The sequence below is a fragment of the Micromonospora sp. BQ11 genome (assembly GCF_052068135.1).
Classification (GTDB): domain Bacteria; phylum Actinomycetota; class Actinomycetes; order Mycobacteriales; family Micromonosporaceae; genus Micromonospora.
In genome coordinates, this window is the sequence record NZ_JBQHDB010000018.1 from 152374 (window position 1) to 168780 (window position 16407).

At 71.7% G+C, this 16407-nt stretch carries 13 protein-coding genes; 11 read left to right on the forward strand and 2 right to left on the reverse strand.

Annotation, left to right across the window (positions count from 1 at the left end; genetic code table 11):
- Nucleotides 1-32: 32 nt before the first annotated feature.
- The 7 genes from ACTMSW_RS28840 (at nt 33) to nadC (ending at nt 7545) form a co-directional block, all read left to right on the forward strand.
- Nucleotides 33-1277 carry a phytase gene (locus tag ACTMSW_RS28840; protein WP_441183873.1) on the forward strand — a complete coding sequence of 415 codons (1245 nt, stop codon included), beginning with the start codon at nt 33-35 and terminating at the stop codon, nt 1275-1277.
- Between the two features lie 169 nt (nt 1278-1446).
- Nucleotides 1447-2391, forward strand: a complete 945-nt coding sequence (locus tag ACTMSW_RS28845; RefSeq protein WP_441183874.1) for a Rossmann-like and DUF2520 domain-containing protein — start codon at nt 1447-1449, stop codon at nt 2389-2391.
- Nucleotides 2388-3236, forward strand: a complete 849-nt coding sequence (gene panC, locus ACTMSW_RS28850) for a pantoate--beta-alanine ligase (RefSeq protein ID WP_441183875.1) — start codon at nt 2388-2390, stop codon at nt 3234-3236. Before ACTMSW_RS28845 ends, panC begins: the two co-directional genes overlap by 4 nt.
- A 28-nt stretch (nt 3237-3264) precedes the next feature.
- Nucleotides 3265-3693 carry an aspartate 1-decarboxylase gene (panD, locus tag ACTMSW_RS28855; RefSeq protein ID WP_441183876.1) on the forward strand — a complete coding sequence of 143 codons (429 nt, stop codon included), beginning with the start codon at nt 3265-3267 and terminating at the stop codon, nt 3691-3693.
- A gap of 217 nt (nt 3694-3910) precedes the next feature.
- A complete protein-coding gene (locus ACTMSW_RS28860; protein WP_441183894.1) occupies nt 3911-4807 on the forward strand; it encodes a septum formation family protein in 897 nt (298 codons plus the stop codon).
- A gap of 150 nt (nt 4808-4957) precedes the next feature.
- Nucleotides 4958-6652 (forward strand): L-aspartate oxidase, encoded by a 1695-nt coding sequence (locus ACTMSW_RS28865; RefSeq protein ID WP_441183877.1) that lies wholly within the window; start codon nt 4958-4960, stop codon nt 6650-6652.
- Nucleotides 6649-7545 (forward strand): carboxylating nicotinate-nucleotide diphosphorylase, encoded by an 897-nt coding sequence (gene nadC / locus ACTMSW_RS28870; RefSeq protein ID WP_441183878.1) that lies wholly within the window; start codon nt 6649-6651, stop codon nt 7543-7545. Before ACTMSW_RS28865 ends, nadC begins: the two co-directional genes overlap by 4 nt.
- A 1-nt stretch (nt 7546) precedes the next feature.
- Here the strand turns inward: nadC and ACTMSW_RS28875 are convergent, their stop codons facing one another.
- Entirely contained in the window at nt 7547-8686 is a 1140-nt protein-coding gene (locus tag ACTMSW_RS28875; protein WP_441183880.1) for a hypothetical protein, read from the reverse strand.
- Nucleotides 8687-8806: 120 nt separating this feature from the next.
- Here ACTMSW_RS28875 and ACTMSW_RS28880 point away from each other — a divergent pair, with 120 nt between their 5' ends.
- Nucleotides 8807-9565: a type III pantothenate kinase gene (locus ACTMSW_RS28880; protein ID WP_441183881.1), complete on the forward strand. Its 759-nt coding sequence runs from the start codon at nt 8807-8809 to the stop codon at nt 9563-9565.
- An 84-nt stretch (nt 9566-9649) separates the two neighbouring features.
- On the opposite strand, the gene ACTMSW_RS28885 is transcribed toward ACTMSW_RS28880, so the two are convergent.
- Entirely contained in the window at nt 9650-10390 is a 741-nt protein-coding gene (locus ACTMSW_RS28885) for a class I SAM-dependent methyltransferase (RefSeq protein ID WP_441183882.1), read from the reverse strand.
- 91 nt (nt 10391-10481) lie between these two features.
- Between ACTMSW_RS28885 and lysS the strand changes: the two genes are divergently transcribed.
- The 3 genes from lysS to ACTMSW_RS28900 all read left to right on the forward strand — a co-directional run bounded on the left by lysS (nt 10482) and on the right by ACTMSW_RS28900 (nt 15442).
- Nucleotides 10482-11990: a lysine--tRNA ligase gene (gene lysS, locus ACTMSW_RS28890; RefSeq protein ID WP_441183883.1), complete on the forward strand. Its 1509-nt coding sequence runs from the start codon at nt 10482-10484 to the stop codon at nt 11988-11990.
- A gap of 101 nt (nt 11991-12091) precedes the next feature.
- Nucleotides 12092-12442 (forward strand): histone-like nucleoid-structuring protein Lsr2, encoded by a 351-nt coding sequence (locus ACTMSW_RS28895; protein WP_441183896.1) that lies wholly within the window; start codon nt 12092-12094, stop codon nt 12440-12442.
- Between the two features lie 468 nt (nt 12443-12910).
- Nucleotides 12911-15442 (forward strand): ATP-dependent Clp protease ATP-binding subunit, encoded by a 2532-nt coding sequence (locus tag ACTMSW_RS28900; protein ID WP_441183897.1) that lies wholly within the window; start codon nt 12911-12913, stop codon nt 15440-15442.
- Nucleotides 15443-16407 lie beyond the last annotated feature (965 nt).

The following is a 16407-nucleotide window of genomic DNA, read 5'->3' on the forward strand; positions in this document are numbered from 1 at the left end:
CCGTCACCGTGCCGACCCTACGGTCAGCCCCTATGAGACGACTGGCGATACCCGCCCTGGCGGTCGTACCCCTGCTGTTGGCCGGTGCCCCGGCGGGCGCCACACCCGCCGACGCGCCGCGCCCGGTGCGGGCGGTGGTCGAGACCCCCTCGCTCTACGACGACTCCGCCGGCGGCGACGCGGACGCCGACGACCCGGCCATCTGGGTGCACCCGACCGACCGGGCGGGCAGCCTCGTTGTGGCGACCGCCAAGAACGGCGGCCTACGGGTGTACGACCTGGCGGCCCGCGAGCGGCAGGTCATCCCCACCCCGCCGGCGCCCGGCCCCGACGACGAGTCCGGCCGGTTCAACAACGTCGACCTGGTCTCTGGCTTCCGGCTCGGGCACCGCCGCGTCGACCTGGCCGTGGTCACCGACCGGGGCCGGGACCAGCTGCGCTTCTACCGGATCGACCCGGTCACCCGGCTGCTGACCGACGTGACCGCGCCGGACGTGCCGTTCGCGTTCAGCGCCGACCAGACCGAGGTCAACGAGCAGCGCACCGCGTACGGCCTGGGCACGTACACCGATCCCGCCGGCAGTGTGTACGCGGTGGTGAGCCGGCGCAGCACCCCCGAGGTGGGGCTGTTCCGGCTGGTCGAGCGCGCCGGCCGGGTCTCCTACCGCCCGGTGGACCGGCTGACCCTGCCGTCGGCGTTCACCCTGCCGGACGGCTCCGGCTGGTCGCCGTGCACCGACCCCGGTGACGGCCCGCAGGTGGAGGGGACCGTGGTGGACCCGGCGACCGGCGTGGTGCACCTGGCCCAGGAGAAGGTCGGCCTGTGGCGGACCCGACTGGCCGGCGGCCGTTTCGTCGGCACCCCGACGTCCGTGGAGCGGGTCCGGGAGTTCGGCATTCCGGCGCGGTACGACGCCGACGAGGAGGACTGCGTGACCGACCACGCCGCCGACCCGGGCTTCGGTGGCCGGATCGCGCAGGACGTGGAGGGTCTGACGATCTACCGGACCGGGCGGACCTCGGGCACGCTGGTCGTGTCCAGCCAGGGTGACGACACCTTCTACACATACGACCGGCGCACCGACCGCCCGACCGGCCGGTTCGCGGTGATCGACGGCACGGTGGACGGCTCCCAGGAGTGCGACGGCGCCGCGGTGGTCTCCACCCCGCTGCCCGGCTTCCCCGGCGGGCTGCTGGTGGTGCACGACGGACAGAACTCGCCGTCGACCCGTACCGACACCAACTTCAAGTTCCTCGACGCCGGCTTCCTCCGCTGAGGTGTAAGGAAGGGCCCCCGCTTAACGCCTCCGGTAGAGCAGGGGGCCCCTCTTAACACCCACCTCGACACCATTGGTGAAGGTTTTCACACCTTCTTGTTTCCGCTCCCTCGCTCCGGCGCATACTTGCGATCGACCGGTACCCCTTCTCGAGGACTGGATCGTCGCCATGAGCGCTTCGCCGCGCCCGCGTACGGGCCCCGCCGCACGGCCGGCCGACGCACCGCTTCCCCGCAACCTGTCCGTCGGCGTCGTCGGCGCCGGCCGGGTCGGAGCCGTCCTCGGTGCCGCGCTCGCGGCAGCCGGTCACCGGGTCGTCGCCGCCGCTGCCGTCTCCGGCGCGTCCCGTGCCCGGCTGGCGCTGCTGCTCCCCGGTGTCCCCCGCCGGTCGGCCACCGCCGTCGCCCGGGCCGCCGACCTGCTGGTGGTCGCCGTGCCGGACGACGCGCTCGCGGGCGTGGTGAGCGGTCTGGCGCGCAGCGGCGCGCTGCGCCCCGGTCAGGTGGTGGCGCACACCTCCGGCGCGCACGGGCTGTCCGTGCTCGCCCCCGCCGCCGAGGTCGGCGCCCGCACGCTGGCCCTGCACCCCGCGATGACCTTCACCGGTACGCCGGACGACCTGCCCCGCCTGGCCGGCATCTCGTACGGGGTGACCGCCCCGGCGGAGCTGCGCCCGCTGGCCGCCCGACTGGTCACCGACCTGGGCGGCGTGCCGGAGTGGATCGCCGAGCCGGACCGGCCGCTGTACCACGCCGCGCTGGCGCACGGCGCCAACCACCTGGTGACCCTGGTCAACGAGGCGGCCGACCGGCTGCGCGACGCCGGGGTGGGGCAGCCGGAGAAGGTGCTCGCCCCGCTGCTGCGGGCCGCGCTGGAGAACGCGCTGCGCCTCGGTGACGACGCGCTGACCGGGCCGGTGTCCCGGGGCGACGCGGGGACCGTGGAGCGGCACCTGGCCCGGCTGGGCGCGGTCGCGCCGGAGTCCGTCGCCCCGTACCTGGCCCTGGCCCGGCGGACCGCCGACCGGGCCATCGCCGCCGGCCGACTGCGGCCGGTGGACGCGGAGTCGCTGCTCGGCGTCCTGGCCGGCAGCGCGCGGGAGGTGGCGGCATGACGCAGCTCGTACACACCCGCGCGGAGCTGGCCGCGGCCCGGAACGGCCTGACGGGCACGGTCGGGGTCGTCATGACCATGGGTGCTCTGCACGCCGGGCACGAGACGCTGCTGCGGGCCGCCCGGGAGCGCGGCGGCCACGTGCTCGTGACGATCTTCGTGAACCCGTTGCAGTTCGGTCCGAACGAGGACTTCGACCGCTACCCGCGGACGCTCGACGCCGACCTGGAGATCTGCCGCCGGGCGGGCGCGGACGTGGTGTTCGCCCCCGCCGTTTCGGACATGTACCCGGACGGTCAGCCCCGGGTCCGCGTCAACCCGGGCCAGCTCGGCGAGGACCTGGAGGGGTTGAGCCGGCCCGGCTTCTTCCACGGCGTGCTGACGGTCGTCCTGAAGCTGCTCCAGCTCACCCGGCCCGACCTCGCGTTCTTCGGGGAGAAGGACTATCAGCAGCTCAGCCTGGTCCGGCGGATGGTCCGGGACCTGGACGTGCCGGTGGAGATCGTCGGTGTGCCGACCGTCCGGGAGCCGGACGGCCTGGCCCTGTCCAGCCGCAACCGCTACCTGGCACCGTCCGAGCGGGAGGCGGCGCTGAGCCTGTCGGCCGCGCTCCGGGCCGGCGCCGAGGCCGCCGACGCGGGCGCGGACGCGGGGGCCGTGCTGGCCGCCGCGCACGCCGCCTTCGGAGCCGGTACGCCGGGAGCCCAGCTCGACTACCTCGTGTTGACGGACCCCGGCCTGGAACCGGGCCCGGTCTCCGGGGAGGCGCGGCTGCTCGTCGCCGCCTGGGTCGGCGCCACCCGGCTCATCGACAACGCCGCGATCCACCTCGCGCCCCGATCCTGACCTCCCCACCACCCGCGAAAGGCGCCCGATGTTCCGGACCATGCTCAAGTCGAAGATCCACCGGGCCACCGTGACCCAGGCCGACCTGCACTACGTCGGCTCGGTCACCGTGGACGAGGACCTGCTCGACGCCGCCGACCTGCTTCCGGGTGAGCAGGTGGCGATCGTGGACATCACCAACGGGGCCCGGCTGGAGACGTACGTCATCCCGGGCGAGCGGGGTAGTGGCGTGATCGGCATCAACGGTGCCGCCGCCCACCTGGTGCACCCCGGTGACCTGGTCATCCTGATCTCGTACGGGCAGATGGACGACGCCGAGGCCCGCGCGTACCGCCCGAGGATCGTGCACGTCGACGCGGACAACCGCGTCGTCGACCTCGGCACCGACCCGTCCACCGCCGCCCCCGGCACCGCCGGCGACCCCATCCCCAACCCCCTGGCCGCCCTTCCCGCCTGACCCGATCCCTCGCCTCCCTCCCTCCCTCGATCTTGCACTTCCGGTCGCTGTTATGTCCCGTGGCGGGCCTTTTGCGCCGACAAGAAGTGCAAGATCGCAGTAGGCGGGGTGGCCTGGGTGATTCGGGGGCGGACGTGCGGTCTGTCACCGGAAGGTCATGTCCGGTTACCCTGAGCGTGCCGTCGGGATCGACGGTCGTCGGCTGGGGGAGGCCGCGATGCGCCGTGCGTGGAGAGCCGTTGTCGCGGCGGTGGCCGTGGGAGCACTGGTCAGCGGGTGCGGTACGGCCGGTGGAGTGGACGGCGACCTGACCGACGACTGGGCTGCCCTGCCCGCTCCCGGTCCGTTCACGCCGGCGTCCGGGGTCTGTCACGAGGCGGACTTCACCGAGACGGTGACCCTGGCCGCGTACGCGCCGGTGGACTGTGCCGCCCCGCACCGGGTGGAGACGGTGCACGTCGGCTCCTTCCCGGCGGCGCGGCCGGCCCCGCCGCCGGGAGGCTCGACGGAACTGCGCGGGGCGTTCGCGGAGTGCGACACCCGGGCCACCGGGTACGTCGGCGACGACTGGCGGGCCGGGCGGCTCCGCCTCTCCCTGGCGCTGCCCTCCACCCCCGCGTGGACGGCCGGCTCGCGCTGGTACCGCTGTGACCTGAGCGAGGTGAACACGGTCGAGGTCGGCGCGACGGTGGTGGCCCGCACCGGCAGTCTCCGTGACGTGTTGAAGAGTTCGTCCCCGCTGCGGCTCGGCTGCCAGCAGTCCCGCGGTGGAAGCACCGCCGGCAGCCTGACCCTCGCGCCGGTCCAGTGCGGCACGCCGCACGACGCGGAGTTCGTCGGCGTGTGGCGGGCACCCGACCGCCCGTACCCCACCCGGAACGCCGACTGGGCCCCGCTCTACGACGGCTGCCGCACGGTGCTGGGCCGCTACGTGGGCGTGCCCGACGACCCCGCCCTCAGGCTGCGCAGCGCCGTGGTGGTCCGCCCGCCCGGCGCCGGCCGCTGGCGGGTCGGGGACCGGGGCGTCCGCTGCTACCTGCGGCTCAGCGACCGAACGGTGACCGGCTCCCTGAAGGGTGCCGGCCCCGCCGGCCTTCCGGTCCGCGCGAGGTGACGGTCGCGCCGTCGGTGGTGCGCCACGCGGAGGTACGCGCCGCGGCAGGTTCCGCCACGCGACCGACCGGACGCTTCGGCAGGGCGTTGCCCAAACCACTCGTCCCGCCCCCCGCGCCCCGGACGAGGAAGCTTCGGGTTGACTGGTGGGATGGACCGACCGACCAGCGACCTGCCGACCCTGCCCCGCCTGCTGGCCGCTCCGGCGCCCGGCTGGGTGGAGACGACCGACGTCGTCGTGGTCGGCTCCGGGGTCGCCGGGCTCACCGCCGCGCTGCATCTGCGCGAGGCGGGCCTGCACGTCACCGTGGTCACCAAGGTCGACATCGACGAGGGCTCGACCCGGTGGGCGCAGGGCGGCATCGCCGCCGTGCTCGATCCGCAGGACACCCCGGCTGCGCACGCCTCGGACACCGAGATCGCCGGCGTGGGGCTCTGTGACCCGGCGGCCGTCCGCGTACTGGTCGAGGAGGGGCCGACCCGGTTGCGCGAGCTGATGCGGATCGGCGCGGAGTTCGACCGCAACACGGACGGCTCGCTGATGCTGACGCGGGAGGGCGGCCACCGGGCGGACCGGATCGTGCACGCCGGTGGCGACGCGACCGGCGCGGAGGTGCAGCGGGCCCTGCACGCCGCCGTCCGACGTGACCCGTGGATCCGGCTGGTCGAGCACGCCCTGGTGCTGGACCTGCTGCGGGCGCCCGGCGACGGCCCGGACGGCCTCGGTCCGGCCTGCGGGATCACCCTGCACGTCCTCGGCGAGGGCAGTGAGGACGGCGTGGGCGCGATCCTCGGCCGCGCGGTGGTGCTGGCCACCGGTGGGATGGGACAGATCTACGCGGCCACCACCAACCCGGCGGTCTCCACCGGCGACGGTGTCGCGCTGGCGATGCGGGCCGGCGCCGACGTCACCGACGTGGAGTTCGTCCAGTTCCACCCGACCGCGCTGATCGTGCCGGAGCAGGCGCGGGTGCCCGGCGCCGGCCACGCCCAGCAACCGCTGGTCTCCGAGGCGCTGCGGGGCGAGGGCGCCCACCTCGTGGACGGCGACGGCAAGCGGTTCATGGTCGGGCAGCACGAGCTGGCCGAGCTGGCCCCCCGGGACGTGGTGGCCAAGGGCATCCACCGGGTGCTGCTGGCCACCGGCGCCGACCACGTCTTTCTCGACGCCCGGCACCTCGGGGGCGACTTCCTCGCCCGGCGGTTCCCCACCATCGTCGCCTCCTGCCTGGCGATCGGGGTGGATCCGGCGACGGATCTGATCCCGGTGGCCCCGGCCGCCCACTACGCCTCCGGCGGCGTCCGCACCGACCTGCGCGGCCGTACCTCCATCCCGGGCCTGTACGCCTGCGGCGAGGTCGCCTGCACGGGCGTGCACGGCGCGAACCGGCTGGCCAGCAACTCGCTCCTGGAGGGGCTCGTCTTCTCCCGGCGGATCGCCGACGACATCGCGGCCGGTCTGCCCGAGCAGGCGCGACCGGCGGAGACCGGCGCCTGGGTCGGCGGCGGTGGCTGGGTGGTGCCGGCGGCGGCGACCCCGACGCTGCAACGCGCGATGACCCGCGGTGCCGGGGTGCTCCGCTCGGCGGAGACGCTCGCCGCGACCGCTGCCGCGCTGGGCGGGATCGGTGCGGAACGGGGCCGGCCCCGCACCGCCGACTGGGAGGCGACGAACCTGGTGACGGTGGCGTCGACGCTGGTCGAGGCCGCGTACGCCCGGGAGGAGACGCGGGGCTGCCACTGGCGGGAGGACTTCCCGACGGCCGACGAGCGGTGGCACGGCCACCTGGTCGGTGCGATCGGGGCGCAGGGACGGTTGACGCAGACGTGGGAGGCAACGCGATGACGGAGGCGACCGAGCGGGCGCTGCGGGAGGCCGGCCTGGACCCGGAGCAGGTCCGGCGGGTCGTCGAGAACGCGCTCGTCGAGGACCTGGGTCCGGACTTCCGGGACGTCACCAGCATCGCGACGATCCCCGACGCGCAGACCGACACCGCCGACCTGGTCGCCCGCGCGGACGGCGTGGTGGCCGGACTGGCCGTCGCCGCCGCCGTCTTCGAGCTGGTGGGGGAGGTGACCGGCTCCGGCCGTACGGTCGAGGTGTCGATCGTGGCCCGGGACGGCGGGCGGGTGGCGCGCGGCGACGTGCTGGCCACGGTGGCCGGCCCGACCCGGCTGCTGCTCACCGCCGAGCGGACGGCGCTCAACCTGCTCTGCCGGATGTCCGGGGTGGCCACCCACACGCGGGCCTGGGCCGACGCCCTGGCCGGCACGAAGGCGATGGTGCTGGACACCCGGAAGACCACGCCCGGGCTGCGGGCCCTGGAGAAGTACGCGGTGCGGGCCGGCGGCGGCACGAACAAGCGCATGGGCCTGCACGACGTGGCGATGATCAAGGACAACCACAAACTGGCGGCGGGTGGCATCACGGCGGCGTTCCAGCGGGTCCGGCAGGCGTTTCCCGACGTGCCGGTGCAGGTGGAGGTGGACACCGTCGCCGAGGCGGTGGAGGCGGTCGAGGCGGGTGCGGGCTTCCTGCTGCTGGACAACATGCCCCCCGCGCAGCTGCGGGAGGTCGTGGCGGCGGTGGGGGAGCGGGCGGAGCTGGAGGCCACGGGTGGGCTGACACTGCCGGTGGCGGCCGAGTACGGCGCGACCGGTGTGGACTTCCTCTCCGTCGGCGCGCTGACGCACTCCTCGCCGATCCTGGACATCGCGCTGGACCTGCGTACCGGGTGACTCAGGCAGCGACCGGCGGCCGACCGACCAGGTTGAAGATGACCCGGTTCTCGGTGTCGTTGCGGCCGTCCAGGCCGTACTTGGCGCGGAACAGCTCCACCACGCGGCGGTACACCTCGGGTGCCAGCTCGTCGGCCTCGCCCAGCGCGAACATCTCGCCGGCGGCCTCCGGCCGGTCCAGCACGACGGCCAGCCCGGCCAGGCCGTGCCGGGCCACGTTGCGGACGAGGTCGCGCCCGGCGATGTACCAGTCGCCGTCGACCCGGACGTAGAGCGCCTCGCAGGTCTCCAGGTCCCGGCCGCCCTGGCGCAGGCACAGCCGCAGCGTCAGGCACGCCTCCAGGTCCTGCAACGGGGCCGTCTCCCACAGCTCGGTGAACCGGTCGGCCACGAACTCGCCCAGGGGGGTGGAGACGAACGCCTCGATCTGCTGGGTGTCGAAGGTGCTGCCCCGGACCGGGAAGAACGAGATGAACGCCTTGCCGTCCCAGCGGTACATCTGCACCGACGGCGCCGCGTTGTAGACGCGGACCTGCAACCCGGACCGGATCGTCTCGGGCAGCCCGTCGTGCAGCCGGGCCAGGTGCCAGAGGTTGTTGAGGATGGCGACCGAGGCGTCCCGCCGCCGCAGCTCCGCGCCGCGCAGCCGGACCGCGGGCGAGTCCGGGTCCAGCAGCAGCACCCGTACGGTGGCACCGTTGACGAGCGCGGAGCGCAGCGCGCCGGTGAACCGGTCGACGTACGGGCCCTCCAGCATGCTGGTCCAGGTCTCCAGGATCGCGACCGTCTCCTTCGACTGCGCCACCCGTTCGATCAGCGCGTCCCGGTCCAGTCGCGGGTGCTCGATGATGCTGGCCGTCTGGAGTTCGCGGAAGAGCGGGTTGAGCACGACGTACGTCAGCAGCGTCATGATCAGCGCGGCGCCGATGTTCAGGTACAGCTCGCCCTGGAAACTCCCGGCGGCCCGCCGCGACGCCTGCCAGGCCTGCACGATCATCCAGACCGCGCCCCCGGCCAGGGCGACGAGCACCAGGACGTGCCGCCGGCGGCGGCGCAGGGTGTTGAGACCCCTACGAACAGGCCGGCGGAACATGCTGCGCCAGAATTCCCCCGGCCCGTTCGCCCACCACCGTCCCGACATGTCCGCTCCCCGCCCCGGCCGCGTGGTGGATCGATCCCTGTTCATGTCCCGATGGAGACCAGGATACGGATCGCGGGCACGTCCGCGCCCGCCCGTACGGGCGTTGTCTAGGCTGCGTGCGTGCTGCTCTGCATCGACATCGGAAACACCAACACCGTGCTGGCGACCTTCGACGGCGACAAGCTGGTGCACTCCTGGCGGATCAAGACCGATGCGCGGTCGACGGCCGACGAGCTCGGCCTGATGTTCCGTGGCCTGCTCGCCGGGGACAACGTCGAGATCACCGGGGTGGCCGCGTGCTCCACGGTGCCGGCGGCGCTGCGCTCGCTGCGGACCATGCTGACCCGGTACTACGCGGACCTGCCGAGCGTGGTCGTCGAGCCCGGCGTCCGGACCGGCGTGCAGCTCGCCATCGACAACCCCAAGGAGGTCGGCGCGGACCGGGTGGTCAACACCCTCGCCGCGTACACCCTCTACGGTGGCCCGTCGATCGTGGTGGACTTCGGCACCACCACCAACTTCGACGTGATCAGCGGCCGGGGCGAGTTCCTCGGTGGCGCCTTCGCCCCGGGCATCGAGATCTCCTTCGACGCGCTCGCCGCCCGCGCCGCCCAACTGCGCAAGGTGGAGGCGACCAAGCCCCGCTCGGTGATCGGGAAGAACACCGTGGAGTGTCTCCAGTCCGGCCTGTACTTCGGCTTCGCCGGCCAGGTGGACCGCATCGTCGAGCGGATGACCGAGGAACTGGGCGAGGTGAAGGCGGTGATCGCCACCGGCGGGCTGGCCTCCCTGGTGATCAACGAGTGCCGGAGCATCACCCACCACGAACCGATGATCACGCTCATCGGCCTGCGAATGGTCTACGACCGCAACGTGTGAGGTGCAAGGAAGGGCCCCCTCTTAACGCCTGCGGTAGAGGAAGGGCCCCCGCTTAACAACCGTCGGCGCCGGCCGCGCCCGCCGTCAGCGACGCCGGGCGCGGAAGACCAGCGTCCGGTACGGCAGCACGAGCGTGTCCCGCCCGGCCAGGTCCGGGTGGGTGTCGAGGAGCTCCCGCAGCTCCCGGTCGATCTGGCGTCGCCGCTCGGGGGTCGCCGTCAGGTGGTACGAGCGGGTGCCCACCATGCCCAGCAGTTCCTCCGGCGTCAGCTCGGTGGCGTGGTTGAACTCGGCCCACTCGGGCTGCCAGAACTCCGGCCCGAAGTCGGTGACGTCCTCGAGCAGGCGGTCCACCGTGCCGCCTGTCTCGGCGACCCGGTTCATGTCGTCGACCCATCCGATGCGGTCGTCGCGGAGGTTCCAGACCGGCGCGAAGGTGCCGCCGGACCGCACCACCCGGGCGATCTCCGGGTGTGCCCGCTCGCGGTCGAACCAGTGGTACGCCTGGCCGACCAGCACGGCGTCGGCGTACCCGTCGGGCAGCGGCATCGACTCGGCACTGCCGTTCCGGGCGGTCGTGCCCGGCGTGGTCGCCTCCAGCTGCGCCCGCATGCCCGGGTCCGGCTCGACCGGCGTTACGGCGTGGTCGAGGGCGAGGATCCCGCGGGTCAGGATTCCGGTGCCGGCGCCCAGGTCGACGACTCGCGCGGGCGCCGGGAGACCGTCGAGCGCCCAGCGCAGCGCGGCCTCCGGATAGCGGGGTCGGAACCGGTCGTAGTCTGCCGCTGCGGCACCGAACGAGAGGGCCTGAGTGGGGTCGGTCATGGCGGGCACGTTATCCCGTAACGACCCACCGGCCCCTTGAGTACGCTCGGTGCCTGAACCCGCCCGAAGACTCCCGACGAGGAAGCGTGCCGTGACCGAGCAGACCCCCGTGCCAGTGGACCCCGCCGACGACCTTCCCGAGCAGATGAAGGTCCGCCGGGAGAAGCGGGACCGGATGCTCGCCGAGGGCGTCCAGCCCTATCCGGTCGGATACCCCCGGACCAACACCCTCGCGGAGATCCGTTCGACGTACGCCGACCTGCCCACCGACACCGCCACCGGCGACCGCGTGTCGGTCACCGGCCGGGTGATCTTCGTACGGAACACCGGCAAGCTCTGCTTCGCGACGCTGCGGGACGGCGACGGCACCGAACTCCAGGCGATGCTCTCCCTGGACCGGGTCGGCGCGGAACGGCTGGAGGACTGGAAGCGCCTGGTCGATCTCGGTGACCACGTGGGCGTGACGGGCGAGGTGATCACCAGCCGGCGCGGCGAGCTGTCGGTGCTGGCCGAGGAGTGGGCCGTCACCGCGAAGGCGCTGCGTCCGCTGCCGGTGGCGCACAAGCCGCTGAGCGAGGAGGCGCGCGTCCGGCAGCGCTACGTCGACCTGGTCGTCCGCCCGCAGGCCCGGCAGATGGTGCGTACGCGCGCCACCGCCGTCCGCAGCCTCCGGGACACCCTGCACGGCCGGGACTTCATCGAGGTGGAGACCCCGATGCTCCAGTTGCTGCACGGCGGGGCCGCCGCGCGGCCATTCGTGACCCACAGCAATGCGTTGAGTACGGATCTGTATCTCCGAATCGCTCCGGAACTGTTTCTCAAGCGTGCCGTGGTCGGTGGCGTCGACCAGGTCTTCGAGATCAACCGCAACTTCCGCAATGAGGGCATCGACTCTTCGCACTCGCCGGAGTTCGCGATGCTGGAGGCGTACCAGGCTTACGGCGACTACGACACGATGGCCGAGCTGACCCGTAATCTCGTCCAGCAGGCGGCCATCGCGGTCGCCGGCTCGACCGTGGTGACGCATGCCGACGGGCGCGAGTTCGACCTGGGTGGCGAGTGGCGGTCCGTGACCCTCTTCGGGGTCCTTTCCGAGGCACTCGGCGAGGAGGTCACCGTCCGCACCGAGCACGCCCGCCTCGTCGAGTACGCGGACAAGGTCGGATTGTCGGTCGACCCGAAGTGGGGGCCGGGCAAGCTCGCGGAGGAACTGTTCGAGGAGCTGGTCGTACCGGGCCTGACCCAGCCGACCTTCGTACGCGACTACCCGGAGGAGACCAGCCCGCTCACCCGGGCGCACCGCAGCGAGCCGGGGCTGGCCGAGAAGTGGGACCTCTACGTGCTGAGCTTCGAGCTCGGCACCGCGTACTCCGAGCTGGTGGACCCGGTGGTGCAGCGTGAGCGGCTGCTCGCCCAGGCGCAGCTCGCCGCCCGCGGCGACGACGAGGCCATGCGCCTCGACGAGGACTTTCTCCGCGCGATGGAGTACGGAATGCCGCCGGCCGGTGGTATGGGAATGGGAATCGACCGCCTCCTGATGGCTCTGACCGGCCAGGGTATTCGGGAAACGATCCTCTTCCCGTTGGTCCGGCCGGAGTAGTCTCCGCCGGGTCGTTACCCGATCCTATTGACGCGGCAACCAGCGGGCAGGTTATCGTTCTTGCGTGCGCAGGAGCACCCTGCTCGAAAGGAATGTGGGACGTGGCCAAGCAAATCATTCATAAGCTGGTCGATGACCTGGACGGCGGGGACGCTGACGAGACCGTCAAGTTCGCCCTCGACGGCGTTCAGTACGAGATCGACCTGTCGAGCGCCAACGCCGGGAAATTGCGTGACGTATTCGCTCCGTACATCGCCCACGGCACGAAGGTCGGTCGTGGCGGTGTGGTGGTCGGTGGGCGCGCAGCCCGTGGTCGGGGTGGGGCCACCGCCGACCGCGAGCAGAACAAGGCGATCCGCGCGTGGGCCAAGAAGGCCGGCAAGGACATCTCCGATCGCGGCCGGATCCCGCAGGAGATTGTCGACGAGTACCACTCGAAGGCCGGTCACTGACCCGCTCGTCGGGAACAGGTGCCGGGCGACACGACGCCGGGCCGGAGCACGTCTCCGGGCCGGCGTCGCCGTATCCGCCCGCTGGTCGGTCGTACCGGGAAGAATGGCCTGCCGGCGTGCGTTGTCCACAGCCGGTGGAGACTCTGTCCACAGCCTGTGGACGGCGCCCGCCGGGACGGTCCCAGGCCGAGACGGCAGCGGTCGCGCCCACGGCACCCGGTCTGTTCGGGGGTCGGATTTCGCTCTGCGCGTAGCGACGGGGGTACCGGAACACCGTCTGAGCGCGCACGGTTGTGCAAAAGGACGCGTACACGGCATTCGGTGGGGACACACGACCTCAGCGGAGTCGGTCCGCGGCGATAGAGTAAGGAGGCACGGACGCCCGTCCCGGACGTCCGAGCACCGGCCCCGCCACGACTTCTTGACCATCAAGATCGAGTGCGCACGGCACGTGAGGAGCACGAGGGCATGTTCGAGCGGTTCACCGACCGAGCGCGACGGGTTGTCGTCCTGGCCCAAGAAGAGGCCCGGATGCTCAACCACAACTACATCGGTACGGAGCACATCCTGCTGGGCCTCATCCATGAAGGTGAGGGCGTCGCCGCCAAGGCTCTGGAGAGCCTCGGCATCTCCCTGGAGGGCGTGCGTCAGCAGGTCGAGGAGATCATCGGCCAGGGCCAGCAGGCGCCGAGCGGGCACATCCCGTTCACGCCGCGGGCCAAGAAGGTGCTGGAGCTGTCGCTGCGTGAGGCGCTGCAGCTCGGCCACAACTACATCGGCACGGAGCACATCCTGCTCGGCCTGATCCGTGAGGGTGAGGGCGTCGCCGCCCAGGTGCTGGTCAAGCTCGGCGCCGACCTCAACCGGGTCCGCCAGCAGGTGATCCAGCTGCTCTCCGGCTACCAGGGCAAGGAGCCAGCCGCGGCGGGTGCCACGCCGGGTGAGGCCGCGCCGTCGACCAGCCTCGTGCTGGACCAGTTCGGCCGCAACCTGACCCAGGCCGCCCGCGAGGGCAAGCTCGACCCGGTCATCGGGCGCGAGAAGGAAATCGAGCGGGTCATGCAGGTGCTGTCCCGCCGTACGAAGAACAACCCGGTCCTGATCGGTGAGCCCGGCGTCGGCAAGACCGCCGTGGTGGAGGGCCTGTCCCAGAAGATCATCAAGGGCGAGGTGCCCGAGACCCTCAAGGACAAGCAGCTCTACACGCTCGACCTCGGTGCCCTGGTGGCCGGTTCCCGCTACCGCGGTGACTTCGAGGAGCGCCTCAAGAAGGTGCTCAAGGAGATCCGCACCCGTGGCGACATCATCCTGTTCATCGACGAGATCCACACCCTGGTGGGTGCGGGTGCCGCCGAGGGCGCGATCGACGCGGCGAGCATCCTCAAGCCGATGCTGGCCCGTGGCGAGCTGCAGACCATCGGCGCGACCACCCTGGACGAGTACCGCAAGCACCTCGAGAAGGACGCCGCGCTGGAGCGCCGCTTCCAGCCGATCCAGGTGGGTGAGCCCTCGCTGGCCCACACCATCGAGATCCTCAAGGGCCTGCGGGACCGCTACGAGGCGCACCACCGCGTCTCGATCACCGACGCCGCCCTGGTGGCCGCCGCCACCCTGGCCGACCGGTACATCTCCGACCGCTTCCTGCCGGACAAGGCGATCGACCTGATCGACGAGGCCGGTGCCCGGATGCGCATCCGCCGGATGACCGCGCCGCCAGACCTGCGTGACTTCGACGAGCGCATCGCCCAGGTGCGCAAGGACAAGGAGTCCGCGATCGACGCGCAGGACTTCGAGCGGGCCGCCCAGCTGCGTGACAAGGAGAAGCAGCTCCTCGGTCAGAAGGCGCAGCGGGAGAAGGAGTGGAAGGCCGGTGACCTGGACGTCGTCAGCGAGGTCGACGACGAGCAGATCGCCGAGGTGCTGGGCAACTGGACCGGCATCCCGGTCTACAAGCTGACCGAGGAGGAGACCTCGCGCCTGCTGCGCATGGAGGACGAGCTGCACAAGCGCGTCATCGGCCAGGAGGACGCGGTCAAGGCGGTCTCGAAGGCGATCCGGCGTACCCGGGCCGGCCTGAAGGACCCGAAGCGCCCGTCCGGCTCGTTCATCTTCGCCGGCCCGTCCGGTGTGGGTAAGACCGAGCTGTCCAAGGCGCTCGCCGAGTTCCTCTTCGGCAGCGAGGATGCCCTCATCCAGCTGGACATGTCCGAGTTCCACGACCGCTACACGGTCTCCCGGCTGGTGGGTGCCCCTCCCGGCTACGTCGGCTACGACGAGGGTGGCCAGCTGACCGAGAAGGTGCGGCGTCGGCCGTTCTCGGTGGTCCTCTTCGACGAGATCGAGAAGGCCCACCCGGACGTGTTCAACACGCTGCTCCAGATCCTGGAGGACGGTCGGCTCACCGACGGTCAGGGTCGGATCGTGGACTTCAAGAACACGGTCATCATCCTGACCACCAACCTCGGCACGCGGGACGTGGCCAAGGCGGTGTCGCTGGGCTTCCAGCAGTCGGAGGACTCCGAGTCGACCTACGACCGGATGAAGCAGAAGGTCAACGACGAGCTCAAGCAGCACTTCCGGCCTGAGTTCCTCAACCGGATCGACGACACCATCGTCTTCCACCAGCTGCGTCAGAACGAGATCCTGTCGATCGTCGACATCATGATCGCCCGGATCGAGGGCCAGCTGCGCAACAAGGACATGGGCCTGGAGCTGACCGACAACGCCAAGAAGTACCTGGCGACGAAGGGCTTCGACCCGGTGCTCGGTGCGCGTCCGCTGCGTCGCACGATCCAGCGCGACATCGAGGACAACCTGTCCGAGCGGATCCTCTTCAACGAGCTGACCCCGGGTCAGATCGTGGTGGTGGACTGCGAGGGCGACCCGAACAACGTCGACAAGTCCAAGCTCGTCTTCCGGGGCGCCGAGAAGCCGGTCGACGTGCCGGACGCGGTCCCGGCCGACCTGGGCGGCACCGCCGCCGCGGGCGCGGACGAGTAAGGCACCAGCACGAGGGCGACGGCCCGGTGGCATCGGCCACCGGGCCGTCGCCCTTCTTCGTCCCGTCGGTCACCCGGATCGTGCGGCCCGGCCCGTACTTCCATGACGGCGGAGGCAAGATCCACTCGGCTTCAAGGACGTCGGCCGGTCGGACGCCCTCCCACACCCCGACTTCAGTGAAGCCGAGTGGATCACCGCCGGAATCGACGCGTTCACGCCGTGGCGGCCCACATGGACCGAAGATCTCGACCAGGACGTCCGTCGTCGCGCCGGCGATGCCGCCCGGCTGACCAGCGGGCCGGGGTCAGGGCCCAGCCGGAAGCCCGAGTCAGTGGCATCGGGTGGATCAGGCCGCGACCTGCGTCGGACACCGGATTTTGATGTATGGGTCGTTTGTCCGGTCCGCCCCGCTCGCCGCTAATACACGCTGCCCACCCGTCCGTGACCTGCCCTGCCCGGAACTGGAACTCGGCATCGGCATCGGCATCAGCGGAGATCTTGGACGGAACTGGCCGCCCCAGGGGCCGACATCCTCCACGATCTCGAGCGGGACCGGGGAACCTTGGGCGAACCTCGCTTAGCGGGTTCGAGTGGATCACGACGGCCGTTCCGGGGCGTCGTGTCCGGGCCGGCGGGTCTCTGGCCGGAGGGCCTGCACCGGGGGTCCCATCACCGGGTGCGCCTCACGCATCGAGGTCCGCTTCACGAGTGGTGAGGTCCGCTTCGCGGGGTCAAGGTCCGTTGCGCGCGTTCGGCGTATCCACGATGTGGTCGTTTCCGTCCGCGACGCAGGACGAGGCCTAGATCCACTCGATGTCATTGAAATCGCGGTATCAGGACGCCCCGGACACCCCGATATCAATGACATCGAGTGGACCTTGGAGCTGGCCCCCTGGGGACCCGTCCTGCCAGGTCGGCGGACGGTCCCTGTCTGCGTCCGATGTCTGGTTTCGGGTGCGGTGTCC